A 26,422-nucleotide genomic window follows, 5' to 3' on the forward strand; every position below is an offset into this window, starting at 1 on the left:
GGCTCCAGCGTGCGGCGCCGGGCCGCGGGGAGTCCAAGTCAATGATCTTGTAGGTTCCATGTACGTCCCTCATGGCTCGTAGCGCATGATGGCCCATCATGAGCCTGCGCCAGATGGAGTACTTCCTCGCCGTCGTGGAGGAGTCCTCCTTCACCCGGGCCGCCGAGATCCTGTACGTCACCCAGCCCGCCCTGTCCCACCAGATCAAGGCGCTGGAACGAGCCCTTGGCGGTGACCTGCTCGAACGGATGCCGCGCGGCGTCCGGCTCACCGCCATGGGCCGGGCCTACCTGCCGCACGCGCAACTCGCCGTACGCAGCGCCCGCCAGGCCGAACGCGCGGCCCGCGCCGCCACCGGGGCGGCCGGGGGCGAACTGCACGTTGCCACCGTCCACGCGCTGGCCGTCGGCCTGCTGCCCGGCGTGGTCGCCCGCTGGCGCGCCCTGCACCCGGGGGTCCGGCTGGTGCTGCGCGAGTACGCCTCCACCGAAACCCTGGAGGAACAGCTGGAGCGCGGCGCGGCGGACCTCGCCGTGGGCCCGGAGCCGAAGGACTGGACGGGCCCGCTGATCCCGGCGGGCCGGGAGGAGATCGTCCTGGTCGTCCCCTTCGACGACCCGCTCGCGGGGCGCGCCGCGGTCCGCCTGGCCGAACTCGCCGACCGCGACTGGATCCGCTGCGCCATGGAACCGCGGGTCCAGGGCGAACCCTTCCTGGACCGGGTGTGCGGCCTGGCGGGGTTCACCCCGCGCACCGCGGTGCATACGGAACACACCTCCACCGCCGTACGGATGGCCGCCGCGGGCATCGGCATCGTGGCGGCCCCCGCCCACCTGGCCCGCAGCGCGATCGGCGAGGACTGTGTCCTGCTCCCGGTCGACCCGCCGTGGCACCGCCCCCTGGCGGTCTTCTCCCGGCAGCCCCTGACCGGCGCGGCCCGGTCTTTCACGGACCTGTTGGAAGAAACGCCCTAACTGATCGTCTCAGGCGTGATGTCCCGGCCGCAGCGGTGGGCTGCTCAGGGGTAACGGCCCAACTGTCAGCGCCAGTTCGACTGATCCCGTCCGTTTCCGGTTCGCCGCCGGAGCGCGAGGAGTGGGCAAGTACTGGCCGGCTTCAGCACCGGCTGCTGAGCGGGCATGCCTGCCCCGCGCACGCAGAGGCCCTCGGGGGATCGGGAAGGCGCCTCCCGAACGGGGATCACCGCAATGACGACGACGCGGACCCGGCCGAGCTGCGCGTCAGCTCATTCCCCTACCGCTCCACCCCGGACTGAGCCGGACTTTCCCCCCTCGCCCTCGCCTGGCACCCGGCCGGGGTTGACTCTCTTGGCTACTGGCATTAGCTTCTAGCTAGTCGCATTAGCTTATAGCTATTGCGCTTAACGAGCAGGGAGATGTCATGGCTGAGTTCGTCTCCGTCCCGGGCGGCACCATCGCCTACGAGGTCGCTGGAGAAGGCCCGTTGGTCGTCCTGGCCCACGGCATGGGGGACAGCCGCGCGGCGTACAGGTTCGTCCTGCCGCGTCTGGCGGCGGCGGGGTATCGAGTGGCCGCGGTCGACCTGCGGGGCTGCGGCGAGTCGAGCGCGCAGTGGCCTTCCTACTCGCGCACCGACATCGCGGGCGATCTGCTCGCGGTGATCCGCCACATCGACGGCGGCCCGGCCGTCCTGGTCGGCCACTCGATCTCCGGCGGCGCCGCCACCATCGCAGCCGCCCAGGATTCCGGCCTGGTCAGGGGCATCATCGAGCTGGGCCCCTTCACGCGCGCGCAGTCGATCAAGCTCGGCGACTTCCGCTCGAAGAGCTACCGCAAGGGTGCCTTCCGGCTGCTCGGCGCCAGCCTGTTCGGCAGCGTGGGACTGTGGTCCCGTTATCTCGACCACGCCTACCCGGGCCGCAAGCCGGCCGACTGGACCGACCGCCTGGCCCGCATAGAAGCGATGCTGGGCGAGCCCGGCCGGATGCGGGCGATGCAGAAGATGGGGCAGTCGGCGCCGACCGACGCCGGCGCCCAGTTGGGCAACGTACGGTGCCCTGCCCTGATCGTGCAGGGTTCGCTCGACCCCGACTGGGTCGATCCGCGCGCCGAGGGCGAAGCGATCGTGGCTGCGATGCCGGCCGGTCTCGGAGAGCTCGCCGTGATCGAGGGAGCCGGCCACTACCCGCACGACCAGTACCCCGAGGAGACGGCGTCCCTGATGCTGGCCTTCCTGAAAGCACACGCCCGTGCCTAGGGCGGGCCTCGATACGAGCGCCGTCGTCGCGGCGGGAGCGGCGCTCGCCGACGAGGTCGGTCTGGCGGGCCTGACCATGGGTCTGCTGGCCGACAGGCTCGGCGTACGGCCGCCGTCCCTGTACAAGCACGTCGGCTCCCTGCACGAACTGCGGCACGGCATCTCCGTCCAGGCCAAGCGTGAATTCGCCCATCAGCTGGCCCGGAAGTCCGTCGGCCGTTCCGGCCCGGACGCGGTCCGGGCGTTCGCCGACAGCTACCGTCACTGGGCCCTGGAGCATCCCGGCCGCTACGCCGCCACCATCCCCGCTCCGGCGGCCGGTGACGAGGAGGACCGCCGCGTCAGCGAAGCGGCGTTGCAGGTCCTGCTCGACGTCCTCGCCGGTTTCGGCCTGCCCGACGAGCGGGTAGTGGACTCCGCACGGGCGCTGCGGTCAGCACTTCACGGGTTCGTCACCCTTGAGGGCGCCGGCGGCTTCCGGATGGCCCGCGACGCCACGCGGAGTTTCCACTTCCTCGTCGACACCCTGATCGCCGGCTTCCAGGCCGACCCTCCTGATCACGCCTCCGAAGGATGACATGGCCGCCACCGATCCCTCCCTGTCCGCCCCACAGATACCTGTGAACGGGAAGACTCCGGCCGAACCGTTGTCCGAGGCGCCCTTCGCCGACCGGGGTCGGGAGGCCGCCGTCAGCACCGTGAGGACCAGGACGCAACCGCCGGGGCACGACTACGTCCGAGGCGGCATGCGCTTCGCCGGCGAGTTGACCGCTTGGGTGTGCACCCCCTGGGCCCTGTGGCCGCACTCCATCCCGCTGGCGATCGGCGCCGTCCTGCTGCTGATCGGGCTGCCTGCCGTCTTCAGCACCCCGGGCGACCGGCCCGGCGCAGACGCCCCCGTTGCGGTGCCGGGCATCGTCACCATCTTGCTGGTCGTGCTCCATCTGGTGGCGGCGGCAGCGTCTGCGTGGGCGCTGTGGGGGACGTGGATCGCCGCAACGGTGACCGTCCTGTGCCTGGTCGTGCCGTTTACCGAGCTACCGCGCTGGCGAGCCCTGATGAGTGCGACCCACGATCAAGCTGAGCGCCCAGCGCGCCGGTGACCGCGGAGACCTGGGCTCTGTCAGAGTGGACTGTACGATCAGCCGCGCCGTGGGCAGGTCGTCGAACAGGTCCTTCCGCGCCACGTCTGCGCTCTGATGTAGAGGGCGGCCCCGCCGAGCGTCACGAAGGCAGCCGGACTGCTGTGGACTGTTCGGCCCAATCGGTGGCATCGTCAGCAATTGTGACGGAGCATGATTTCCTGGCGTTGGCGCCGCAGTACACCACGACATCCGAGCTGCTCTCGATGTCGGCGCATCGGCGGGGGATGGATGTAGACGTACTTCCCGCCCATGGCGGTGTGGGCACCGCCATGGGCAGGCGCGGTGGCCACTACTATGGCGGCCCCGCTTTCGCGACACGCGTCGTGGATGCCCTTGAGGTCGCACTCTTGGAGCCGTCTGACGACTGGCTGGCCACATTGCCCCGCGAGTACACCGGACGGCGCATCGCCATGGCGACCCTGGGCGAGGCGTGCTGTCTGTCCCGGCCGGCGTTCGTCAAGCCGCCGAGTGACAAGAGCTTCCCGGCCGCCGTCTACGCCAGCGGCAGTTGCCTCCCGACACGGCCGGAGCTGTCACTGGACGTGCCGGTACAGATCAGCGACGTGGTGACCTGGGCGGCGGAGTTTCGCTTGTACCTCCTGGACGGCGAGGTCCGCACTGGTTCGCAGTACGCCACCTTCGGCCGTCTCGACGCCGAGCGGCTGGACGGGCACCGCTACGAAGACGCTGTCCTGGAGTTCGCGGATGATCTCCTCGCCACATGCGGCGATGGCCTGCCCAGCGCGGTGGTGGTGGACGTCGGGCTCCTGGCCGCACCCGAGCACGGCGCCGCCGACCAGTGGGCGGTGGTCGAGGCGAACATGGCGTGGTTCAGCAACTGCTATGCCGCGGATCCTGACCGGGTACTGGACGTCGTCCTGCGCTCAGCTGGTCCGCGGGCACAGATGGCGGAGCGAGACCGCCGGTTCTGCCAGAACATCGAGGACGCTCACCTCGCCGGCTGAGATGCCGGTGTGACCAGTGACAACAACCGTGCCGCCCCGAGGCTCGGCGCCCAGTGCCGTGCCGCTCCGGGACAACTGCTGCGCTTCAGCTACGCGGATCCCGCAGGCCGCTACCGATCTTGGTGACAGCCGTCTTGCGTCGGCACGCCGTTCCCGAATCCGCAGACCGAGGCCGGGTACGAGGCGAACCTTGGCAGTCTGCTTGGGCCCACCGAGGACCCCGGCGTATCCGGTCGGCGCATCGCCGACGACGGTCCCGGTGGCTGTGACCACCACCGCGGCGAACCCGGCACCGATGACGGCAAAGGCCGCGGTCATGGCTATCCACCCTGCCCATCACGACCACCGCCTCCCGATGGTGATCTCCCGCTGCCCAGATGCCCTCAGTGGTGGCTCATTGTGTTCGAACGGACACGTAGGGTGCTTGCGATGTTCGTGAGCGTGAGCGGATCATGAGTGGTCCCTCAGTCTCGTGGAAGGACGCCCAGGTCATGGCTCACCGCAAGGTGTATCTCGCCGTCGGCAGGACCAACACCCGGATCTACCGCTTCGACCCCATCGACGGTGACACCCGCGTCGTCGACAATGTCCCGCCCTACGAGCCCGGCTACACCGCCATGGGCGCGCAGTACCGCGGCGATGACAAGGAACCGCTGCTGCTGGCGGTGAGCCACAACAAGCTCATCACCATCGACGTGGCGGCCGGCACCCTGAAGGACCAGGTCATCGACGGGCTGCCGAACGGACCCTGGTTCGACGGTGACATGGATCCCGACGGCAAGATCCTCTTCGCCGTCGGCAACCCTGACGCACCCAGCTATGCCATCGACGTGGCGGCCCGGAAGGCCATGCCTCGGAACGCACCGGGAAGCGGCCGGTGGGATGACTTCGCTTACCACCCCAGGGACGGGCGGCTGATCTCGGTGGAGGGCGACAACGGCGACCTGCTGCTCGTCGATCCGAGCCGGCAGCCCATGAAGACCGTCCTCAAGGAGCGGGTCTTCCCGCCGGCGGAAGCCAGCGCCGCGACAGGTTCGCGCAAGTCCTACTCGGCCACCTTCTTCGACCAGGACGGCAACTTCTACGCGGTCGACTCCGCGGGCAACGTCAACCACCTCGACTTGACCACGGCCGCGACCCCCAACCATTCGCAGCGCATCGGGCGGGGAAGGGTGCCCGTCGGCGACCTTGAGATCGTGAACGGGGCCGGGCGTATCACCCCCCTGCCGGTCCCGCCCAGCTATGACGAGATCGCCGTGTCCAAGAAGTTCAACCGGACGTGGGAGAGCAGCGAGCCCCGGGGCAGGGTGTACAGCTTCGATCTCACGCTCACCGCCGTCACCAAAGACAGCGGCGAAGCCGAGGACGTCAAAAGGTTCCGGATCTCCTTCGACCTGCCCACGGTGAAGGGCGCGAAAGCCGAAGCATCCGGCGTCGATGTCATCGCCCAGGACGGCAAGGCATACCTGCAGTCCCAGAACGACCAGTTCCTTGCCGCGGGCACGTCCCGGCCGATCACCGTACAGATCACCGTCCCGGGCGACCCGGCTCACCTGCCCCAGGAGTACCCCCTCGACGGCCTCAAGGCCACACGCCTGCCCAGCCGCTGATCACGTCCGACTGGACAACCACCTCGGTCGCGGATCGATGCCAGGCGTCACCTCCCACACATCTACGACACATCGAAGTGGAACCTCCAGCCCGAGAGGGCCTCTGAATGTCTCGTACTCGACGGGTGGGACGTGGCCTAGGGTGCCGGGCTGGGTGAGCCGGGGGTGTCGGTGAAGCAGATCGCCTCCACGCCCCGCTCGCCGGTGATGTCGAGGCCCTCGACGAGGAAGCACAGGGAGGCGCGGAACGCCCGCTGTGGCGCGCCGGTTGCCAGGTGTGTGGCCCCGGGATACCGCGAGTAGCGGGGGCTGGCCCCACCCCCGATCGTCCGGACAGCCGGATGGCCCGGTGGGTGCCGTGTCGGCGACGGTGGGGCGGTACCCGGCAAGTTCGCCTACAGAGAAGGCAAGATCGTGCGCATCGTCACGGCCACCGCCGTCGTCCTGGCCCTCGTCGGCGCAGCCGCGCCGGCCGCCACCGCCCACCAGCCGGCCACCGACGGAATCTGGCGCACCGACGGCTACGGCACCGTGCTGTCCATCCGGAACGGAACCCTCCATGAGTACCAGACCACCGCCGTCAGCTGTATCGCGGGCGACACCGCGCGGCAGACCGGCCCCGGCGCCTACACCATGCCAGGAGGCACCGTCCTCACCGTGGGCACCCGCGGGGACCGCGACCGCGCTTCCGTACGGCTCGACGGCGACGTCGGCGAGCGGAATGTGCGCCGGATGACGGAACTGCCCGACGCCTGCACGCGTTCCGCCCCCGGGGGTCCCGTCGCCTCCTTCGACGTCTTCTGGCAGACCTTCGAGGAGAACTACCCCTTCTTCGCCGCCAAGGGCATCGACTGGCACGCCGTACGAGACCGGTACCGGCCCACGGTCCACGAAGGGACGACCCCGGACGAACTTTTCGCCGTCTTCAGCAAGATGGTCGAGCCGCTCCACGACGCCCACATCGCGGTCTGGGACGTCGACGGCGACGGCGACGGCGACCCCGACCGGGCCTTCGCGCAGGTCCGCCCAGGCACCGTCCGGCCCGACGGGAAGCTCGACGCCGAGGTCAAGAAGTTCGTCGTGGAGCGCGACCTCAAGAACGCCCGGAACATCCAGGACTTCGCCGCCGGGCGGATCACCTACGCCGACCTCCCCGGCGGGCAGGGCTACCTGCGGATCTCCGGCTTCGGCGGCTACGCGGGCGGCAAGGCCTCCTACGCCGCCGAGCTGGCCGAGCTCGACAAGGCGCTGGACACGGTCCTCGGTCAGGAGCGCACCCGGTACCTGAAGGGCCTGGTCATCGACCTGCGGGTCAACGGCGGCGGCTCCGACGCCATGGGGCTCCACATCGCCGGGCGGCTGACCGACACCCCCTACCTCGCCTACTCCAAGCGGGCCCGCAACGATCCCGCGGACCCCACCCGGCACACCCGTCCCCAACCCCTGTACGTCACGCCCGCCCAGGTCCCGCGCTACGTCGGACCGGTCGCCGTGCTGACCGGCGGCTCGACGGTCAGCGCGGGAGAGACCTTCACCCAGGCCCTCATGGACCGGCCCGGCCGGACTGTGCGGATCGGGCAGCCCACGCAGGGCGTCTTCTCGGACGTCATGGTGCGCAAGCTCCCCAACGGCATGTCGGTCTGGCTGCCGAACGAGGAGATGCTGACCCGGTCGGGCAGGACCTTCGACGGCACGGGCATCCCGCCGCACCTCACCGAGCCGGTCTTCACCACGGAGGAGTTCGACCAGAACAAGGACTCGGCCTTCGACCGGGCCGTGAAGGTCCTGCGGGACTAGGACGGCTCATCCCGCAGGCGCCCAGGCCCCGCCCGCCTGGCTTGTTCTTCAACCTGCTGGGAGGGGCGAGGTCGGTTCGGGGAAAGCGACCGGTGGTGACACCGGCACCGGCACCGGCAGGGAGCCCACGAGAGGGTGTCGGTGATGCCCGGTGCGGACCCACACCCCCGTGGTGTCTCCGCACCGGGTCACCCTGAACTCTTCTCGGCTCCGTGCCGGGTGGCCTGTGGTGGTCCGGTCGTTCTGGTGGTATCCGCCGATGCTTGCCGCCAGGGGTCTGCAGCCCCCCCGGCCGTGTGAGCCGTTGGTCAGCTCAGCCGTGCATCGGCGTAGACGGCCATCGCGTCGCGCTGGTAGAGCGCCAGTCCGTCGGTGATCCTGTCGAAATTCGTACGGAACTGAGGGTCGTCGACGTAGGTCTGGCCCAGTCCCTTGTACGCGGCCGCGCACGGGGTCCAGAACCGGCACACGCCCTGGTAGTGGGTGTCCACCTCGGCCTGCACCGCGGGATCGGCGACGGGTGTGCCGGCCACCATGAACGCCGCCATGCGGATCATCTGCGCCGTCACCTCACGCTGCCACCGTTCCATATCCTCGGGGGTCATCCCCGCGATGGCTCGCTGGGACTGCTCCCACTGCTCCGGCCACCGCTCTCGCGCCTCCGCCTCGTGGCGACCGGGCTCGAAGCCCTCGAACAGGTTCTCCGGCCTGTTGATCTTTGCCATGTCGCTGTCGTCCTTCCCTTCCTCCAGTTCGGCGATGGTGCGGCCGACCGTGCGGGCGAGCGTCTCCAACCGGTCGCGTTCCGCAAGCAGCCGTCGGTGGTGCGCGCGGAGCGCGGCCAGCTGATCGACCTGGCTGTCCAGGACCCCCTGGATCTCGCGCAGTCCCAGGCCCAGCTCCCGCATCAGCAGGATCTGCTGCAGTCGCAGCAGATCGGCCTCCTCGTAGTAGCGGTGCCCGTTGCTCCCGATCCACGCCGGCGGCAGCAGACCGATGTCGTCGTAATGCCGCATCGTCCGGGACGTCACCCCGGACATCCGGGCCACATCCGCGATCGACCAGGCCATTGCCCCGCCTCCCATCACCGGGCCGGTCTCTCCGGCCACACCGAAGACGGTAGAAGTTGACGCAGCGGAAACCGCAAGCCGGAACCGGCACCAGATTGCGGAATTGACGCGACTCCGCCCTGTACTCCGTCACCCGCGACGACTGGCCCCACGTCCGCGACCTACTCACCGAACGAAGGGACAACTCCCACCCGGCCACCTGACCACGCGCCGAAGACCCAGTGCAGGCACTGGGCCCGGAGCTGGTTCCGCCGCAGCCGGCTCCGGCGGAGCCGCCGGCCGCCGGGACGAATGACCGAGCACCTATCCGGAGTCATGCGCCGTCAACTGCTCGTCGAGGCGCATCCAGTAGTCCTCGCCCCATGGCTCGACCCAGATCCCAAGGATCTTCGTGGTGTAGTTGTTCAATCTGATCTTCGGCGTCGTGGCTTCAACGCCATTCAAGGACGACGTCGCCGTACCCGAGTGCGGTGGCGGCGTCCTGAGCGCTGATCTGCTGGGGTTGGGCCCCCGGGGTCAGGGCGGTGACGTACGGCTGCTCGACCTTGCCCTGGACGGAGCGGAAGAGCAGGCGCTTGCCGTCCGATGAGACGGCGAGGGGGAGGTTCTTGCGGTCGGTCACCGGGAGCAGGTCGGGGCCCGCGCCGTCCGTGGCCTGGCTGGAGTTCTCGGGGCGCAGCCGGTCGACGTCGACCGTCCAGAAATTGTTGACGTGCTTGAGGTCACGACCTGACGCGTCGTGCGCGCAGAGCAGGGTGTGGTCGTCGAGCCACCCGGACGGCTGGCACTCGAAGTCGGGCAGGGGGACGGCGCTGTTGGTCGGCAACGGGCCGTTCGCGGTGACGGGAGCGATGCTGCGGCCGCGCCCGAGGATGAAATCGGCGACGCGCTTGCCGTCAGGGCTGAAGCGCGGGCTCTCGCCGAGTACGCCCCGCAGCGGAGTGCCCCCGAGCATCAGGATGCTGTCGACGGTGGCGGGCTTCTCGCTGGCCCACTGTTCAGTGAGCTGGTGGGTCCCGGAGGTGGAGCGGCTGGCGATGTGCTGTTGGCGGGTGGCGTCGAGGTGGGTGAACCAGACGCTTTCGCCGTCGGGGGCGAAGAGGGCGTCCTGCTCCTTCGGGGTGGTGGAGAAGCCACTGCCGTCCCCGGTGAGGTCGGTGAACTTGCCCGTGCGGTCGACGTATCCGACGTGGCGTGCGCCTGCCTTGTCGTCGGCGGTGACGACCGCGAGTTTGGTGAAGTCGCGGTCGAAGAGCTGCCGGACCCGCGGGCCGAAGGCCATGTCGGAGGCTGCGAGGCCGACGGCCGGCTCCTCGTGTGGGAGGTTCTCCGCGCACAAGGAGTAGAGGGCGCTGAGTTCCTCCCCGTCCCGCTTGTCGATCACCGCCTGAGCGGGCAGTGTGAACTCCACCGAGGCCACCTTCTTCCAGGTGGACGGGTCGAATCCCTGGACCCACACCGTGGCGGGCCGGGAGGCGGGCACGGTGCAGCCAGCGCTGATCACCAGGTCCTTGCCACGGAACGTCGCGTCGCCGGTGCTCCCGCCGGCCGCGTTCGGGGCTGCCGGTGCCCCGCTGCCCGGCGGCACGGTCCCGGTCGCCCCCGTCGTCCCTGTCGTGCCGCTGCTGGCGCAGGCCGCCAGCAGCGGCAGCGCGAGCACTGCCGCTGCGAAGGCCGACACCCGATGCGTGAACTGCATGCCCATCCCCCGTCAGACACTTGATCAGAAAATGGTGATTGTAATGCTGTTGCGCGAGGGCCTGGCTCAGCTGCCGAACCGCGACGAGGACCACGGGCATCGGGGGAGCGGGCGCGGGTCCCGTCGCGGATGAGCGGGTATCCGCCGACCATCCCCCCTTTGGTGAGGGCAGGGTTCCGGCTCCTCTCGCGCCCACTGCGGGGTGCGGCACAGATCTTGGTGAAACGTCTCGTGTGTGGCCGATGTGCGGGCCGGTGTCAGCCTGGCCGATCTGGAGCTGGACTCCCTGGCGGTGGCCGAGCTCGCCGCGATCGTGCAGGAGGGGGTCGGGCCAGGTGAGCGGCGAGGACGTGGGAAGGACGCCACGCTCGTCGAGGTGGCAGCGGCAATCGATGCCAGGTGGCGTCCCCGTGGCTGTCGGTGGGTGAGCGGCGCGCAGATCGCCGTCATCGGACTGGGGATGGTCACCCCGGCCCTGCAGGGGGTGGACGCGACCTGGCGAAGGGTGCGCCAGGAGGCCTCCATCGCGGCGACCACCGATCCACGGTTGGCCGGGATGCCCGTCGACTTCTGTGCGTCCGTGGCCGCCCCGGGCCAATCTGATCGCAACGAAGGACGGCGCGGAGCGCTGCGGCGGCCCGCTGCTGGTGTGAGCCCCACGCGCGCCGGCCTCCGCACGCAGGTGCCCGAAAACCGGCCACCGCGTCACGCCCTTCCCAGCTGCTAGACCCCCCATCGGCCGGCGGTGTCCTCCGACAGGTGATCTTGACCGATCGCCAAGTGATCTCGATGGCAGCAGGTTTCTGCCACGCGATCCTGACAGGGCTTCGGGGCCCGCTGTCCGAGACGGCCACCCACCGAGAGGCCGGAAACCTGTCGCGACCGCGCCGGATCCGCCGGGATGCTCGGCTCATGCGCGCGTGCGTAGATTTTGGCTGGCGACCGGTGGTTTCGGCGTCTTTGACGGGCCGGGGGTGCGACTGCGGACGCTTGCAGGCGTCGCAGTGTCTGACAGGATTCGATCATGAACATGCACAGTGTGTTGCTCTACGGGTGTGCGGCAATCGTCGTCACGGTGGGCATCCGGCTCTTGGTGACGCTCGCCCTGGAGGACTGTGAGGAGGCGCCTGCTCCGCTGGCCTTGCTGCGGGCGTGGCGGCGGCCGGTCCCGAGAGCCGCCGCGGCGCTGGTGGGCATCATGGCGGCGCTCGGTGTGGCCCAGTTGGCTGTCCCCGCCATGATCGATGCGCTGGAGCGGCACCCCGGTGGTGCGTGGTGGCGAGCTGTGACTGCGTTGACGGTGCAGTCGTCGGGATGGTTGCAACTCCTGTTCAACCTCGTCTCGCTGGCCGTTGTCGCTCCGATCACCGAGCGGCGGTTCGGATCCTGGCGGATGTTGCTGGTCTTCGCGACAAGCGGTGTGACGGCGCAGGCGGTGAGCATGGCCGGCTGGAGCCGCCAAGGCGGCGGCGACTCGGTGGCGATCTGCGGCCTCGTGGGCGCACTGGCCACGTGGTACGCGGTACGTGGCAGCGCCGTCGCCGTGCGGCGAGTGGCTTGCCTCATCCCCGCCGCAGGTCTTGTCCTTTGTCTCCTCTCCAACAACCACGGAGTAGGCCTCCTCGTCGGCAGCTTGCTGGGAGTCGGGCTGGCAGCAACTTTCGCCCGCTCAGCTTTGGCGGCCTGACTCAGTGTGACCCGCAGAGACATCACCGAAGCGGTCACCGGCGTCATCGCGGGCACCCTCGCCCGCCCGCAGATCCGCGTCCTCGGCCGCTACCACCCGGACGCCTGGGCGTGGTCGGCCGGCCGGTACCGCGGCGGCGCCCGGCGCAGGCTCAGCAGGGGGCGGGCATCGGGCCCGGGCATCGGGGCCCGATGCCCGGGCATCCGTGGGAGGGTGTGCGGTTTGCATCGGCGTGGGGGAGCCGTGATGCCCTGGACGTGGTGTTTGTTGCGCCCGGGGCTGGTGGCGGAGTCCCGCCGAGGTCACGCAAGTAGCCTGACCAGCACCCCACCGCTGTCACGGTCAAGCGGAGTGGTGGCCCTGCCCGGTCCCGGGGATTGCTCGCTTCGGCGCGCAAGCTCAGTGCGGGGCCGGACCGGGGTCCGGGGCCGCCCCGAGAGCCCGGGTCATCTCCTGCAGGACACGGCGCTGCCGCAGGCTCTGCCAGGTTGCCCAGGTGAGGAAGACCAGGGAGAACAGGCCGAAGGCCAGGCTCTGGCGGATGCCGGAGGAGGCGCCCACGAGGACCGTGATGCCGAGGAACAGCACGTACAGGAAAGCCAGGGCGAGCCGGCGGTGCCGGGTCGTGTGCGCTCGCTGCTGGACCAGCCGCCGCATGGACGCGCGCTCGTCCGCCTCCTGCGGTACCTCCCCGTGCCGGAGCCGGTCGTCCAGCGAGGCCCACTCCCGGGTGGAGGTGCGGGCCGCACGCTGTTCTTTGCGCCGCCGGGCCAGGAAGATGCCCAGGCCGCCCAGTGACGCCGTGGCCACGGGCAGGAGGACCTCGAGGGGGGAACGGCCGGGGCTGATCACCATGATGACCGTCGTGGACAGGGCCACGGTCAGCAGGACCTGAGCCCACACATGCTCGGCAAGCCACACGTTCACTGCTCTCATACGCCATCAACTCCCGGACTGCACAGGGGATTTTGAGGTCGAGTACCCCTCCTCCGTCCCCGCATGCCCGGGCGGGTTGCCGCCGATCCGGGCCTTCGGCCTCGCTGCCCTGGTGGTCGCGGTCGTCAGGAAGTGCGCTTCAGGGTGCATGCGTTGGGGCTGAAGCTGGGCACTGCGGAGTTGCGGCAGCCGCTCGGGCAGTACGTGCTGGTGATGGTCCATACGGCGGGCGGCCTCCCGGGGCGAGCAGGAACGGCTCGCCCTCGGGTACACGGTGGTCGTCCAGCCCTTGTCAGCCGCGTGAACAGGCCGTTGAACTCCTTGATCATTTGGTCAACGGCGTGGCCACCGGGGGCCACGTCGCGTTCGCGGCGAGTGAAGGGCCCCGCCAGCCCGTGATCCGCATGGCCCCGGACAGTACTCGCGGACTGTTCAACAGAAGTTCGACGGCCACCGCGCGATCCTCTTCACCCCCGCCGGCCGTGACTGCGAGCTTGCCCCAGGTCAGGCCGAGCGAGTCGATCCCGATGTCCCACTGGTGGGCCCGCCCCAGACGCAGAGCAGGTCCACGACGAAGATCAGTGTCGAGCCCACCGGGATCAACGGGGAGGGCGATTGTTTCCCGTAGCCCAGACGCGGGGGAACGATGATCTCCCGCCGACCGCCGACCTTCATTCCCCTCACGCCCCGGTCCCAGCCCTTGATGACCTTGCCCCCGCCCACGGCGAACTTGAACGGCTGGGCCCGGTCCCAGGAGGAGTCGAACTCCCTCCCCGTCTCGAACGTGACCCCGACGTAGTGAACCTGGACGACCCGGCCCGGCTTGGCCTCAGCCCCGTCCCCGACCACGAGGTCCCGGGTCGTCAGCTCGGTGGGGGCATCACCCTCCGGAACATCGATCTCAGGCTTCGTCAGTTCACCCATTGCGGTTGGCCCATCCCTCGCCGCCGGACAGCCGTCGTACGGACCAGCCGGACGCATGGACACTCCATGCAGCCGGTGATCACGCTACGGCAATCTTCGAGACGTCCGGTAAGGAGCCTTGCGAGGGCCCCGCACAGGCGCTTCACCTCACCAGGGTGAGCCGATGTCCGTCGTGTTCCGAGGCGCCGACTACGGTGCGTGCGGGTCCGGGGTGGCTGCCGGCCGCCCCATGCACCCGCCCCCCTGATGGGCGGCGGATTGCCGGTGAGCGAGTGGAGAGGACCGCCGCCCCGACCGGAGCCGCCTGCCCCGGCGCCCGGCGCCGCCGCGGCGGTCGGGGCAGGGGTGGAACGGCCTGTGCAGCCAGACCACCCGACCGGAATCCCGCCGACCTCCTGGAGGCCACCCGGTTCCCCTCGGTGAAGAGCCTGGACGAACACCTGCCGGCGGGTTTCGTGCCTGCGGTCTACCGGCGCCGCGCCCCGGAACGGGACGCTGTCGGCCCACAGCCCAGGGCGCCGTGCTCGGACCCGGCGCGGGGCGAAAGCCCGCTCGGCTACCTCGCCCACCAGCTGGTCCCCCTCGACCGCGAGCGCCAAGACCTCGCGTGGTGGCAACTCGGCGATTGGCTGCCCCGTTCGACGCGTGGGACCCACCCGTGCATGCCCGAGCCAACTGCCGGAGCTTCGAGAACGAGGCGATCTGGATCTTCACCCTGGCCGAGGGCAAGATCATCGAGATCCGTGCCGTGAGTGACCGCCTCGGTCTCTTGCTCCAGTTTGGATAGGAGTGGCCGAAGACTGAGTAGCCACGCGGTGACCGCGCTGGTCACAGCCATCAATGAATGGCTGTGACCAGCACCTTCACAACAGACCCTGGCCGGGGGCTCAGGGATGTGGCGCCGCCCGCATCCCCACGCCCGGCACCGCTGTCGGCGAGGCCCCGGCAGCGGCGGGCGCCTCCCTCCGGGGCACGGCCGGTGAGCTGGTCCTCGTCTTCTACGGCCGTATCGCGTTGGACTCCCTGGAGCTCGACGGCGACCGAAGCCTCTTCGACCAGCTCATAGCCTGGGACCCCGAGGAGTAGGACGCGACGATGCGCCACCTCGTGCGCCCGGTACCCGGGGAAGCGGATGCGTCCTGAAGGCGGTTCGGGCGCGAGGTGGTGGCGGCAGCCGCGTTCGGCACGTGGTAGCACCCTCAAGTGATCGACGCCGCACTGTGGCCAGGCGCCACAGCAGTGGTGCCGGCACCCCGGAAAGGCAGTAGCGGTGATGGAGATCCGTCCCACGACCGACCAGGACCGCGAGGTCTTCGTCGACACGATCCTTGCCGCGTTCGGGCGCCTGCGGGAATCTCCGGCCGAGGGCGCGGGGCTGTTGTGGTCGGCGTACGAAATGGACCGCAACCTGCTCGCCGTTGCAGCGGACGGGCGGCCCGTCGGCACGGCAGGTGCGTACTCCTTCGAGCTCACCCTGCCCGGCGGGGCCCTCGTCCCGGTCACCGGGGTGACCGGCGTCTGCGTCCTGCCCTCGCACCGACGCCAGGGCGTACTCAGCGCGATGATGCGGCATCAGCTCGCCGCGCTGCGCGCCCGAGGGGAGTTCCTCTCCGTGCTGCTGGCCTCCGAGGCCCTGATCTACGGCAGGTTCGGCTACGGTCCGGCGACCTACACGCGGCGGCTGACGGTGCCGCGCCACCGGGCCGCCCTCGCCCGCCCCCGGGCGCGCGCAGGGGCCGACGCCCCGGCCACCGGCTCGGTCGAGGTGCTGCGGCGTGCCGAGTGCGGCGGCATCCTGGAGGAGGTCTACGACCGGTACCGCCGCGCCCAGCCCGGCGCACTGTCCCGGCCGCACCGCTGGTGGGCCCTGGGCGCGGGGCAGCCCCCGGTCTCTCCGGCACCGCGCTACGTCGCCGTCCACCGCGACGCGGAGGGTGTCCCGGACGGATACGCCAGCTACTCGCTCGGCGAGTCCGACACCTTGACGGTCGACGAGACCATCGCCATCGACGACGCCGTCTCCTCGGCCCTGGCCCGGTTCGTACTGGTACACGACCTCGTCGATCAGGTCGTGTTCAAGCACTTCCCGCCCGACCACCCGCTGCGCTGGCAGCTCGCGGACTTCAACGCCAGTCAGCTGAGCGGCGACACCGACTGGCTCTGGGTGCGGCTGCTGGACGTCCCGGGTGCGCTGACCGCACGCGGCTGGTTCACGGACGGCGAGCTCGTTCTCGACGTCGACGACCCGTTCCTGGGCGAGCGCGACCGCTATCTGCTGACCGTCCGGAACGGCAAGGCCGACTGCGTCCCGACGGAACGGGAGCCCGACCTGTCCCTGGACGTGAGGGACCTGGGCTCGGTCTACCTCGGCGGCACCGCCCCGAGCACGCTCGTGCGCGCCGGCCACATCCGGGCCCACCGCCCGGGCGCGCCCGCGCTCGCCGACGCTCTCTTCCGCGCCGAACGCTCCCCGCACTGTCTGCAATGGTTTTGACCGCGCACCTGCCGACTCCGCAGAAGGCTGGTGGGCCGGGCTACACGCTGGTCGCCTTCCAGGTGCGAGCGACAATGGCGGCGCGTGGCCGATCGGATCGAACCGGCGACCACGTCCGAGGCCGCCCGATCGGCCCCATGGCCGCCTGCTCCCGCGGCCGCCTACTGCAATCGAATCTCGGACTCAGGTCACCAGGCCAGTCTTCGCGGCTGCTGCCGCTGGCTTCGCAGGGGCGCAAACCGGCCTGTCAGAGGCATCGGTTAGCTTGCGGACCATGGGAAACTCAGGCGGATCATTGACGACCCGGTCCACGGGCGAACTGCACCAGCTCATGCGGGCAGCCGGCTTCACGGGCATTGACGACACAGAGGCGTTGGCGGAGGGCTGGCAGACGACGCATTTCGCCGACGCCGGACGGCGCAGCCTGCCAGCCCTCGTCCAGAAAACCGAGACACCAGCCGTCATGGTGTCCTTCCTTGACAGCGACGTGGGGTTCATCGAGGCCCTCACGCCCGGCGGCAACAGCTGGGAAGGCCTGCTGAACCGCGAGAAGGCGATGAGCTATGAGATACCTCTGGAGCAGTTCCCCGTCGAGCCCGCCGTGGCCGGCGCACTCGCCTGGGCGGCCGCTTCCGGACTGACGCCCGACGAGGAAGCCATCCGGCAGACGCTCACCGGGTCGGCCCTATTCGCGGAAGAGCTCGCCTCAGCCCTCATCGTCGCCCTGGGGCTGCCCGGCGCAACCTAGCCCTCCCCCGCCAGGACCCGGGGAATTACGTGACCTTACCTCTGGGGAACAACGCGATCGTCCACACCCGGGCCTGCCCAAGGGTCTTCTGGGACGGCTCCCCGAAATCCTGCGGCCGGAGCCAAGGGCACGAACCAGGTGCAGCTCATCGTCACGGCCCGCAACCCCGTAGGGGCCTTACCCCGCCGGACGCGAGGTCTCCCGGTCCACGGCCGGAGGACCGCGCGTGTTCCGATCGGCGGCGCACCCCCTAGGCTGTGCGCCGGCCGGCCCCAGGCGCGGGGTCCCAGTTGGCGGGGAACAGGATGTCCGTAGAACGTCACATAGCGGGAATGCTCCAGCAGATCGCCCGTCAGCAGGACATCGTCGAGATCGCCCCCCAGGGCTCCACGCCGAAGGCAGCGGCCCTGGCGCACGTGGCGGAGCAGTACGGCTACACGTACGGCATGGCGTACAGGACCGGGTTCAAGAACTCGCTCGTCCAGGTCCGGATGTACCGGGACCCCCAGCCCGACGCCCGTGTCCGCGAGGCGGCCACCATCACCGCCCATCCGCAGGCGGGCAACGGCGGGACAGCACCGGGGCTGGAGCAGGGCTCGCTGAAGCCGCTCCCCGAAGCGGTCGGTGCCGTGGGTGTGCTGAAGGACCTCATCACCTTCGACGTCATGGCCCTGTACGTCGCCGACCGGAGCCAGAAGGTGATGGGCTACCTCGCCTGCGCGGTCCTGACCGTCCTCCTGCTCATCGACAGATCGCCGGTCGAAGCGGTCGCCTCCGGCGCGGCGGTCGCGCTGCTCATCACCGTGGCGTTCAAGGTGGGCGCGATCCGCCGCGGGAAGATCGCACAGCGGCTGACGGACGCCGGGTTCCTCGCGGTACGCGACGAACAAGGCGACCAGCGGTTCCTGCGCCCGGGGCAGCAGCTGCCCGGCCACGCGCACCCGTTCGCCGCCTGAGGCCGTGGCCTGCGGCGCAAACAGGACGTAGATCTGGGTGATCACGCGCACCCAGGTGTGCAGCGGAGCTACAGCTTGTCAGCCTCCGCTGCCGGTCGAGCCGCCGTGGCCTGCGACCATCCACGGAGGGGACTGCACGCGGCGTTGGACGACCAGGTCCACCTGGACGGCGGCGGGGGCGAGTGTCTGTTGCAGTTGCTGGTGGAGGGCCGTGGTGTCGGTTGTCCACGGGAGGACTGGCATAGGCCGGATCAGGCGGCTGTTCTTCAGGAGCACGTACAGGGTGATCTTGGCGGACACCGGCTTCCGGTCCCCATCGTGCGACTCGATGATGGAATGGTCGATCCAGATCTGCTGTACGTCGGTAAGGGGCCGCGGCCGGTCCGTACGGGAGCCCCGGACGAGGGTCATGGTCTCCGGGGCGGCTACGGGCGAGAACCGCAACCGGGTTACGCTCCGGAAGGCCCCGTACAAGATCACGAACGTGTTGACGACGAGTCCCACCGCGGCGGCGATCCCGACCGCAGCCCAGATCCGGCCGGGCCCTTGACTGAGGACCATTGCCATGACCGCATAGACCGGGGTGCCGTAGAGGGCGCCGGCTGCGAGCGACCCGATTACCTCCCCGGGCCAACGCTTGGCGGCGAACACGAGCGGCCCGACTTCCTCGCGAAGCACCAGGTCGACCACGTCGGGGTTCGAACGGTCGATCCGCACGCTGTTCATGACACAACGTTAGGGCGGCGTCACCCGTTGGGGAAGGGCGCGCGCGGCGCCAGGCGGCTCAGGCATGATGCACGGCCCTGCTCGGACGCGGCGAGTGCACGCCGACGAAGCTCCGGTGGGGGCTCGCGGTCGACGATGCGGAGCGGGACCGGCTGCTGGACATCCCAGCCGGCTGCGGCGGTACGACGTGGAGTTCACCCCCGCCCCGCAGGGCTGCGCAGGCCGAGGGCCCCCATCTCGTCGGGGGCGGCCCTTCGCGATGCCGCGTGCCCTGGCAGCCTGCTCTTGGCGCAGGCTCCGGGAGGCCTCGCCGCGGCGCCGGCCCGCAGGCGTACCGGCGCAGTGGCGGAGGCCCTATACCCGCGCCCGACGGCAGCGGGACGTAGTGACCAGTGAGTAGTGCCTGGCGGCACGGCTCCTCCAGATGCACATCGTGGACGGCATCCTTTCGCGGTCCACGATCGGCGGGGCAGAACCTAGCGGTTCGGGTAGCTTGCCGACCGGGTGGGCGACACCCTCAAGGACCTTCGGCGTCGCCGGGATCCACCTGCTCGTCGCGATGGCCCTGATCGGCGGTGGACTTCACGCCGTGGCGGCTCGCTGCCCGGACACCGTCGTCGAGTACCAGCCCACTGAGTGACCCCAATTCATCCCCTCAGGCCGACGCGGCAGGGGCCTACTTGGATTCGACTCGTCCTGCCGGGTTGGGTCCGGTCGTCAGTGCCTCGTAGGTTGTCTGCCAGGCGTTGTCGCCGGGGTGGAGCTGGGTGCGGAGATATGCCGCGGTGAGCTGGGCGAGGGCGGCGACTCGGCCGGGGTTTTCGTCGGTGGTCTCGGCGGCGTCGTATCCGGCGATCCCGCCGAGTCCGTGCTCCGCGTCGAACAGGGTGAGCAGGGTTTTGGGGCCGGGGGCGAGCGTGTAGGGGTCGGCGTGCCAGTCCGGGCCCATGTCGGTGAAGTGCCGGGGGTTGTCCTTGTCGCCGGTGACGACCAGCGCGGGTGCGGTCATGGTGGAGAAGTCGACGGCCCCGATGACCGGCCAGTGCTCGGCCATGGGTCCGTTGAAGACATCGCCGCCCCTGCCCGGCGGGGCGAGCAGTACACCCGCCTTGATGCGGGGCTCGAGGAGGTGTACCAGGTTCCCGGTGTCGGGGTCGGTGAGTCCGGCGCCCAGCAGGAGGGCGGCGGTGAAGCCGCCGAGCGAGTGTCCGGCGAGGGCGACCTTGGCGGGGTCTATCCGCCCGGCGAGCTGCGGCACGGCGTTCTCGATCACCTCGAGCCGGTCGAGGATGTGGGTCATGTCCTCGGCGCGGGAGCGCCAGAAGTCAGGTGCTCCGGCGGCGTCCGCGACCAGGTCGGTCAGTGTCCTGGAGGTGAGGTGGGTGGGCTGGACGACGACGAATCCGTGTGCTGCCCAGAAGTTGGCGAGCGGCGCGTAGCCGTTGAGCGAGGAGAGGTTGTTCGAGGGGCCGTGGCCGTGGGAGAGGAGGATGACGGGGAGGCCGGTGCCGGTAAAGGGTGCGGAGACGCGCACCTGGAGATCCACGGGACGTCCGGGCACGGACAGGACCACGGGGCTGAAGGACAGGACCGGGACGGGCGCGCCCAGGGCCCCGGCGGCGGTGGATGTGCTCACGGTGTGGGTTCCCTTTCGGTGGCGCCTGCCGTCCGCCGGTCTACTGCGGTCGGCGGGCGGACAAGGCGGTCAGGGGTGTCCCGTTTCGGCTAAGCTGAAACGGAACCATGCTCCACTTAGTATCCGGAGCGTCGCTCCGTTTTGTCAACCGGTGTCGAAGGAGAATGTGATGGCCGCCGAGGGTCCTGCAGGCGATTCGCCGTCCCGAAGCAAGCGTGCCGATGCTCAGCGCAACCGGGAGACGGTGCTCACTGCCGCAGCCGAGGTGTTCGTCACCTCCGGCGTCGACGCCCCGATCCGCCAGATCGCGGCCCAGGCGGGCGTCGGGATGGCCACGATCTACCGCCACTTCCCGACCCGGGCGGACCTCGTCACCGCCGTGTACCAGCACCAGATCGAGGCATGCGCCGAAGCCGGCCCGAACCTGCTGGCCGGCGCCGATTCCCCGCTCGACGCACTGCGCCAATGGATCGACCTCTTCGTCGACTTCCTGGTCACCAAGCACGGCCTCGCCGACGCCCTGCAGTCCGACAGCGACCGCTTCGCCGCGCTGCACGCCTACTTCCTCGACCGCCTGCTGCCCGTCTGCGCCCAGCTGCTCGACGCCGCGGTCGAGGCCGGCGACATCAGGCCCGGCACGCACCCCTACGAGCTGATGCGCGGCATCGGCAACCTCTGTATCGGACGCGACAACGACCCCCGCTACGACCCCCGACGCCTGATCGCCCTCCTCCTCCAGGGACTCCAGCGATCCCAGGCGACCTGATCCCGACGAGCAACATCGCGCCCCGGACACTGCCGCGCGATCTGAACGGCCGCTTCTCGGCAGCCGGACCCACCGGCAAGCAACAGTGCCCTTGAGCTGCCCACCAGCAGGCCGCGATGCCGAGGAGTACCTGGGGCCGCACGAGGCGACCCGGCACATGGCTGCGCACCCCGGAGGACATCGCCCGCCCCGCCGCCCGCACCCCGGAGGACATCGCCCGCCCCGCCGCGCGCAGCCAAGACGCCGCCACCCGCCGCCGGGCCGTCCCCGGGCATCTCCAGCAGACCGGGCAACCGGCCACGGCAGCGGTCCGCCCTACCGCTCAGCAGCAGCACCACACCGCCCGGCCTGACCAGGGCACGGGACCCGGCCGCGCCCGGTGAGGGATCCCAACCGCACGTGTTCGGGCTGCATCGAGTGGAGAGGGGAGCCCCCCGTGGCGAGCACCCCGGTGGGGGCGGGGTCCACCGCGATGTCCATCGGGTGGAAGGGGGCTTTCTCCACCCGATGGACATCGGCCGGTGGGGGAGTGCACGACATCCCGGCATCCAGTGCGCACCGGGTGGTGACGATGCGCAGCATCGTGCGCACCGTGCGCGCGCCGACGATGTCGTGCACTCCCGCCCCACCCCACCGGTGCGCTTCGGTGGTGCGCCGCGCTCCCGATCACCGCACCACCTCATCGTGCGGCGTACCGGCTGCCCTGCATGGGGAGGTTCCGTCCATCGACGGACGGGACATGATTCTCAGGCGGCGCCGGCCTCTGCGGCCTTTATGACGTCGGCCGCCTTGGTGGCGGCCGGTTGTGGCTTGCGGACGAGCGGGACCGTCGCGCACGCGGCGAGCAGGGACGCTGCGGCGACCGCGTACCAGCAGTGCTGGAACGCGGCGACAGCGTCTCCGGGGGCCGGGGTGCCGAGGATGCCCACCAGGATCGCGACGCCGAGGACGGCGCCGATCTGGCGGCCCATCGAGGTGATGGCCGAGCCGGTGGCGAAGCGGGCCGGTGGCAGGGCGGCCGCCGACGCCCCGGTCAGGACCGGGAGCGTCATGCCGACGCCGAGGCCGGTCAGCATCATGCCGGGCAGGAGCGAGGTCGCGTAGGCCGAGCCGGTGTCGAGCGTGGCGGCCCACCACAGGATGCCGGCCGCGAACAGGACGGTTCCCGCCAGCGCGATGCGGCCCGCACCGAATCTGGCGACGGCGGGTCCGATCCGCAACGCGACCGGCGGCACCAGCAATGGTCCCGGCGCGATGGCGAAACCGGTGCGCAGAGCCGAGTAGCCCCACACGCCCTGACACCACAGCACCGTGCCGAGCAGCATTCCGGCGAACGCGACGGTGAACAGCGTCAGGGAGGCCGCGGCTGATGCGAACGCCGGAACCCGGAGCAGCGGCAGCTCGACGATCGGAGCGGGGTGGCGGGCCGAGCGCAGGACGAACCAGACTCCGAGCAGCACCGCGGCAGCCAGGCCGCCGAGGGTCCCGGTGCTCGTCCAACCCCGGTCGGGAGCCTTGATCAGACCGAGCGCGAGCGTTGCGATCGATGCGGTGAGAAGGGCGGCGCCGAACAGGTCGGGCAGCGGACTCTTCTCCGCCCCAGCGGGCGACGGCAGCACCTTGACGCCGAGCGTGAACGCCGCGATCCCCACGGGCAGGTTGACGATGAACACCCAGGGCCATCCGGCCTCGACCAGCAGGCCGCCGGCCACCGGGCCGAGTCCGGCGGCGATCCCGCCGATCGAGGCCCAGGCCCGCACAGCCCCGGCGCGCTTCTCGGGCGCCGTCGTGTCGAGCAGCAGCGCGAGCGACGTAGGCATCAGCAATGCGGCCCCGGCTGCCTGAACGAGCCGTGCCGCGACCAGCGTTGCGACGTCGGGAGCGAGTGCGCAGCCGACGGAGGCGAGGGTGAACAGCGCCAATCCGGTAAGGAAGACCGGCTTGTGGCCGGAGCGGTCGGCGACACGGCCGGCGACCACGAGGAGCGCCGCGAAGACGATCGCGTAGCCGTTGAGGACCCAGGACAGGGAGCCGAGGCCGCTGCCACCGAACGAGCGGCCGATCGCCGGGAGGGCCGCGTTGACGATGAAGAGGTCGAGGTTCGACATGAAGACCGCGGCCGCGACCGTCGCGAACACGGCTCGCGACGCCCTTTGTGGGTTTGAAATACCAACTCTCATGATCGAAGGCTAGCCACACGAGTTTGAAAACACAACGGACTCGGGAGAGGATGGGGGCGTGACCTCGAACGCGAAGCAGGACGAGAACTCGGTTCCGCACCCCGAACTGCCCGGTCGCCCGTGCTCGGTGGCCGCCGCGCTGCAACTCGTCGGCGAACGTTGGGCCCTCCTGGCGATCCGCGAGATCTTCTACGGCAACCAGCGCTTCGACCAGATCGTCCGCAACACCGGCGCCCCCCGCGACCGTCTCGCCGCCAGACTGCGCGCGCTGGCAGAGGCAGGCGTGGTCGAGCGCCGCGCCTACAGCGAGCGCCCATTGCGCTTCGAATACCACCTCACGGAAGCCGGCCGCGATCTCGCACCGGTGATGCGCGCACTGCTGACCTGGGGCGACCGCTGGGCGGTGGACACGCCGCCGGTCGCCTTCCGGCATCGCGGCGGCCCCGGCTCCGAGCACGACCTCGATCTGGCATCGACATGCCGGACCTGCGGGGAGGAGGTCGGGTCGGGAAGTCTCACGATCGACGTGAGAGCGCCTGGATGGGACCGGGCCGGGCCACTCAAAGACTTCTGAACTCAGCAGCGATCAGGAGTGAAGGGGGCGCCTGGATTGGCCCGATGGGCAGCGCAGCCCCTTTGAAGCGTGACCCGATGCCCAACAAGTGGATCGAGAAGAGCCGGCCGTTCTGCCCGATCGTCTGCGATGGCGAAAGCATCGGTCTACGAGCACCGCGGCAGCCGGTAGGAGCCGCAGCAGGGTTGCACCTGAAGGTGCCGGATCTACGACGACCTGGACGGCTGCCGGCTGCTGCTGGACCTTCTGGCCGAGCACGGCGACAGAGCGGAGACGCCGATCGCGGTGGCCCTCGATACCAGCCGCAAGCCGGAGCTCACGGCGTCGATCCCAATGCGTTGGATACAGGCCCACCGGTCGAGCTACCCGCACGACTCCCGCGGCTGGGAGGAATCCGGTGCCAAGGCCGCCGCCGGCAACACGACCACGATCGCCGACGGCAGCTACCAGACACCATGCTCGGCATCACCCGGATGCACGACCTCCCCCTCGCCGGGCAGGCCGGCGGACTCGCACGATGACCGGCCTCGCCCGAGGCGCCTCGGAGATCATTTACGGGACAGTCCTTAGGCGAAGGAGAAATAGTTGATGTTGACGAAGTCGGCGGGCTGGCCGCTGTCGAAGGTCAGATAGACGTCGTGGGTGCCGGTGGTGCGGCCGATGTCGGCCGGGACCGTGCGCCAGGCCTGCCAGCCTCCGGTGTTGGCGACGGCGAAGCCGCCGACCGGGGTGGCCGTAGGGCTGTCGAGGCGGACTTGGACCAGGCCGCTGACTCCGCCGGCGGCGCCGGAAGCGACGCGGGCGTCGAAACGGGTGGCGCCGGTGGAGCCGAAGGCCACGGCCGAGAACTTGAGCCAGTCGCCGGTGGAGAGATGGCCCACGTCGGATCCGCCGCCGCTGTCGGAGCAGGCCTCGACCTGCGCTCCGGACTGGGCGTTGAACGCCTCGGCCTGGATGGTGGTGAAGGCGCTGACTCCGCCACCCGTGGCGGTGGCGGTCGGCGTCGGGGTCGGTGTGCCGCCGCCGGCCACACCGCCGACCGTGATGGTCCAGCGGCCGGGGCTGCCGGACTGCACCTTGCCCTCGAAGTCGACTCCGGCCGGGTGCACGTCGTCGTACGGGAAGGCGTACCCGAGGTGGTCGGGGGTGGTCTGGTGCAGGATACGGGCGTAGTGGTTGGTGCGCGGCCGAGTGTAGAAGGCGGCGGGGTTCTCGGCGGTCGGCTGGCGGGGATTGTCCAGCAGGGTGGTGCGGTTGAAGGCAGCGGCGAGCCGTGCGCTGAGATTGCCCATCAGGTCGTTGCCCGTGGTGAAGGGCGCGTCGCTGCAGGAGAAGATCGACAGGGTCGACGGCTTGGCGAAGCTGCCGACTCCGGGGAAGGCGAGGATGTCACCGTTCACCCGGCCGGTGACGGTTCCCCAGGTGAACTGGGTGTCGATGCGCAGGTCGGTGGAGCGGTACTTGTTCCACACCTCGTCGACGTAGCCGTCGAAGTAGCCGCGGAACAAGGCGCTGTTGCCGCGAATCGCCAGGTTGGGGCTGAGTACGCGCAGGTCGCGGCCGCCCGCGGCGACGATCAGCCTGCTCCAGTCGCTGCCGTCGGCGGCGGACTGGGCCCGCAGCGCGGCGGCGACCCGGGACAGTCCGTCGGCGGGCAGCCCGCGCACCGTCTGGGTGCCCTGCCCGGTCTCCAGCTGGAAGGCGATCGGCAGCGAGACCATGTCGACGAATGTGATGTTGGCGTACAACTGGTCCCTGTTGAAGGTGAATTCGCAGAAGTCGTGGGGGACGTTCGCGTTGGGGTCGGTGGGGTTGCTCACCGACGGCAGGGCCAGGCCGCCGCCGCGGTTCATCAGGAAGGTGAGCTTCGTGCCGACGGAGAAGTAGATGCGGCCGCTGTCCAGGCGCGGCAGCGTCACCCTTCGTGCCCCGGCGCCGGACGCGTTGAGCGGGATGGCGCAGTCGACCCCGAGCGGGGTCTGATCGTTGGCCGGGGCCGGCGGGTGGTACAGGCTGGAGCCGTTGGTCTGGATGAAGGCCCAGTTGCCGCCGGCCGCGGGGTCGCGGCCGAGCACGTAGGCGTACACCGTGTTGTTGCCGGTGGTGTTGACCAGGTCGAGGGGGAGCGTGGCGGTGGTGGACGCGTTGGCGCTCACCTCGAACCAGGTGGCCGCGGCGGGTACTGCCAGGGCCAGGCCCGCTGTCGCGGCGAGGAGTTTTCTGCGGGGCATCGTTCGCTGATGGCGAGCCGTCACGGTGGAGTCCGTTCTT

Annotated in this window: 25 protein-coding genes; 17 read left to right on the forward strand and 8 right to left on the reverse strand. The window is 70.1% G+C overall.

The features are described 5' to 3' along the window. Window positions 1–98 precede the first annotated feature (98 nt). From AMK16_RS26595 to AMK16_RS26625, 7 genes are all read left to right on the forward strand, one after another. On the forward strand, window positions 99–974 hold the full coding sequence (locus AMK16_RS26595; protein WP_073919874.1) for a LysR family transcriptional regulator: 876 nt from the start codon (window positions 99–101) through the stop codon (window positions 972–974). Window positions 975–1,401: 427 nt separating this feature from the next. After that, window positions 1,402–2,238 (forward strand): alpha/beta fold hydrolase, encoded by an 837-nt coding sequence (locus AMK16_RS26600; RefSeq protein WP_073919875.1) that lies wholly within the window; start codon window positions 1,402–1,404, stop codon window positions 2,236–2,238. Then, the gene (locus AMK16_RS26605) at window positions 2,231–2,815 is read left to right on the forward strand and encodes a TetR/AcrR family transcriptional regulator (protein ID WP_073919876.1); all 585 of its coding nucleotides are present in this window, start codon (window positions 2,231–2,233) and stop codon (window positions 2,813–2,815) included. The genes AMK16_RS26600 and AMK16_RS26605 overlap by 8 nt, the downstream gene beginning before the upstream one ends. A 1-nt stretch (window position 2,816) precedes the next feature. Then, window positions 2,817–3,341 (forward strand): hypothetical protein, encoded by a 525-nt coding sequence (locus tag AMK16_RS26610; protein WP_242438917.1) that lies wholly within the window; start codon window positions 2,817–2,819, stop codon window positions 3,339–3,341. A gap of 245 nt (window positions 3,342–3,586) precedes the next feature. Then, window positions 3,587–4,348, forward strand: coding sequence for an ATP-grasp domain-containing protein (locus tag AMK16_RS26615; protein WP_079191773.1), 762 nt, complete (start codon window positions 3,587–3,589; stop codon window positions 4,346–4,348). Window positions 4,349–4,839: 491 nt separating this feature from the next. Further along, window positions 4,840–5,958: a DUF6923 family protein gene (locus AMK16_RS26620; RefSeq protein ID WP_073919878.1), complete on the forward strand. Its 1,119-nt coding sequence runs from the start codon at window positions 4,840–4,842 to the stop codon at window positions 5,956–5,958. A gap of 414 nt (window positions 5,959–6,372) precedes the next feature. After that, a complete protein-coding gene (locus AMK16_RS26625) occupies window positions 6,373–7,755 on the forward strand; it encodes a S41 family peptidase (RefSeq protein ID WP_073919879.1) in 1,383 nt (460 codons plus the stop codon). A gap of 308 nt (window positions 7,756–8,063) precedes the next feature. On the opposite strand, the gene AMK16_RS26630 is transcribed toward AMK16_RS26625, so the two are convergent. Together AMK16_RS26630 and AMK16_RS26635 are read right to left on the reverse strand one after the other, a co-directional pair. Then, window positions 8,064–8,825: a MerR family transcriptional regulator gene (locus AMK16_RS26630; RefSeq protein ID WP_073919880.1), complete on the reverse strand. Its 762-nt coding sequence runs from the start codon at window positions 8,823–8,825 to the stop codon at window positions 8,064–8,066. Window positions 8,826–9,255: 430 nt separating this feature from the next. Next, the gene (locus AMK16_RS26635; protein ID WP_073919881.1) at window positions 9,256–10,524 is read right to left on the reverse strand and encodes a PD40 domain-containing protein; all 1,269 of its coding nucleotides are present in this window, start codon (window positions 10,522–10,524) and stop codon (window positions 9,256–9,258) included. Window positions 10,525–10,759: 235 nt separating this feature from the next. On the opposite strand from AMK16_RS26635, the gene AMK16_RS26640 reads away from it, so the two are divergent. Together AMK16_RS26640 and AMK16_RS26645 are read left to right on the forward strand one after the other, a co-directional pair. Further along, complete coding sequence (locus AMK16_RS26640; protein ID WP_073919882.1) at window positions 10,760–11,251, forward strand: hypothetical protein; 492 nt, start codon at window positions 10,760–10,762, stop codon at window positions 11,249–11,251. 297 nt (window positions 11,252–11,548) lie between these two features. After that, a complete protein-coding gene (locus AMK16_RS26645) occupies window positions 11,549–12,211 on the forward strand; it encodes a rhomboid family intramembrane serine protease (protein ID WP_073919883.1) in 663 nt (220 codons plus the stop codon). 399 nt (window positions 12,212–12,610) lie between these two features. On the opposite strand, the gene AMK16_RS26650 is transcribed toward AMK16_RS26645, so the two are convergent. Continuing rightward, entirely contained in the window at window positions 12,611–13,147 is a 537-nt protein-coding gene (locus AMK16_RS26650) for a hypothetical protein (protein WP_073919884.1), read from the reverse strand. 504 nt (window positions 13,148–13,651) lie between these two features. Further along, complete coding sequence (locus tag AMK16_RS26655; protein ID WP_073919885.1) at window positions 13,652–14,071, reverse strand: FKBP-type peptidyl-prolyl cis-trans isomerase; 420 nt, start codon at window positions 14,069–14,071, stop codon at window positions 13,652–13,654. A gap of 658 nt (window positions 14,072–14,729) precedes the next feature. Between AMK16_RS26655 and AMK16_RS37570 the strand changes: the two genes are divergently transcribed. From AMK16_RS37570 to AMK16_RS26675, 5 genes are all read left to right on the forward strand, one after another. After that, complete coding sequence (locus tag AMK16_RS37570; protein ID WP_242438918.1) at window positions 14,730–14,858, forward strand: ester cyclase; 129 nt, start codon at window positions 14,730–14,732, stop codon at window positions 14,856–14,858. Between the two features lie 53 nt (window positions 14,859–14,911). Further along, window positions 14,912–15,157: a hypothetical protein gene (locus AMK16_RS26660; RefSeq protein WP_073919886.1), complete on the forward strand. Its 246-nt coding sequence runs from the start codon at window positions 14,912–14,914 to the stop codon at window positions 15,155–15,157. A gap of 187 nt (window positions 15,158–15,344) precedes the next feature. Beyond that, on the forward strand, window positions 15,345–16,565 hold the full coding sequence (locus AMK16_RS26665) for a GNAT family N-acetyltransferase (protein WP_073919887.1): 1,221 nt from the start codon (window positions 15,345–15,347) through the stop codon (window positions 16,563–16,565). Between the two features lie 274 nt (window positions 16,566–16,839). Continuing rightward, entirely contained in the window at window positions 16,840–17,313 is a 474-nt protein-coding gene (locus AMK16_RS26670; protein WP_143196877.1) for a hypothetical protein, read from the forward strand. A 305-nt stretch (window positions 17,314–17,618) separates the two neighbouring features. Continuing rightward, window positions 17,619–18,269, forward strand: a complete 651-nt coding sequence (locus AMK16_RS26675) for a hypothetical protein (RefSeq protein ID WP_143196878.1) — start codon at window positions 17,619–17,621, stop codon at window positions 18,267–18,269. Between the two features lie 78 nt (window positions 18,270–18,347). Here the strand turns inward: AMK16_RS26675 and AMK16_RS26680 are convergent, their stop codons facing one another. Further along, window positions 18,348–18,995 (reverse strand): hypothetical protein, encoded by a 648-nt coding sequence (locus AMK16_RS26680; protein ID WP_143196879.1) that lies wholly within the window; start codon window positions 18,993–18,995, stop codon window positions 18,348–18,350. A gap of 676 nt (window positions 18,996–19,671) precedes the next feature. Next, a complete protein-coding gene (locus tag AMK16_RS26690; RefSeq protein ID WP_073919892.1) occupies window positions 19,672–20,631 on the reverse strand; it encodes an alpha/beta hydrolase family protein in 960 nt (319 codons plus the stop codon). Window positions 20,632–20,800: 169 nt separating this feature from the next. Between AMK16_RS26690 and AMK16_RS26695 the strand changes: the two genes are divergently transcribed. Next, window positions 20,801–21,397, forward strand: a complete 597-nt coding sequence (locus tag AMK16_RS26695) for a TetR/AcrR family transcriptional regulator (protein ID WP_073919893.1) — start codon at window positions 20,801–20,803, stop codon at window positions 21,395–21,397. A 116-nt stretch (window positions 21,398–21,513) separates the two neighbouring features. Then, window positions 21,514–21,780 carry a hypothetical protein gene (locus AMK16_RS26700; protein WP_073919894.1) on the forward strand — a complete coding sequence of 89 codons (267 nt, stop codon included), beginning with the start codon at window positions 21,514–21,516 and terminating at the stop codon, window positions 21,778–21,780. A gap of 363 nt (window positions 21,781–22,143) precedes the next feature. On the opposite strand, the gene AMK16_RS26705 is transcribed toward AMK16_RS26700, so the two are convergent. Continuing rightward, complete coding sequence (locus AMK16_RS26705; RefSeq protein WP_158071245.1) at window positions 22,144–23,535, reverse strand: MFS transporter; 1,392 nt, start codon at window positions 23,533–23,535, stop codon at window positions 22,144–22,146. Between the two features lie 100 nt (window positions 23,536–23,635). On the opposite strand from AMK16_RS26705, the gene AMK16_RS26710 reads away from it, so the two are divergent. Beyond that, the gene (locus AMK16_RS26710) at window positions 23,636–24,151 is read left to right on the forward strand and encodes a winged helix-turn-helix transcriptional regulator (RefSeq protein ID WP_079191734.1); all 516 of its coding nucleotides are present in this window, start codon (window positions 23,636–23,638) and stop codon (window positions 24,149–24,151) included. 566 nt (window positions 24,152–24,717) lie between these two features. On the opposite strand, the gene AMK16_RS26720 is transcribed toward AMK16_RS26710, so the two are convergent. Next, window positions 24,718–26,382 (reverse strand): glycoside hydrolase family 64 protein, encoded by a 1,665-nt coding sequence (locus tag AMK16_RS26720; protein ID WP_073919896.1) that lies wholly within the window; start codon window positions 26,380–26,382, stop codon window positions 24,718–24,720. Window positions 26,383–26,422 lie beyond the last annotated feature (40 nt).

This window comes from Streptomyces sp. CB00455, from assembly GCF_001905445.1.
In the GTDB taxonomy this organism is placed as follows: Bacteria; Actinomycetota; Actinomycetes; order Streptomycetales; family Streptomycetaceae; genus Streptomyces.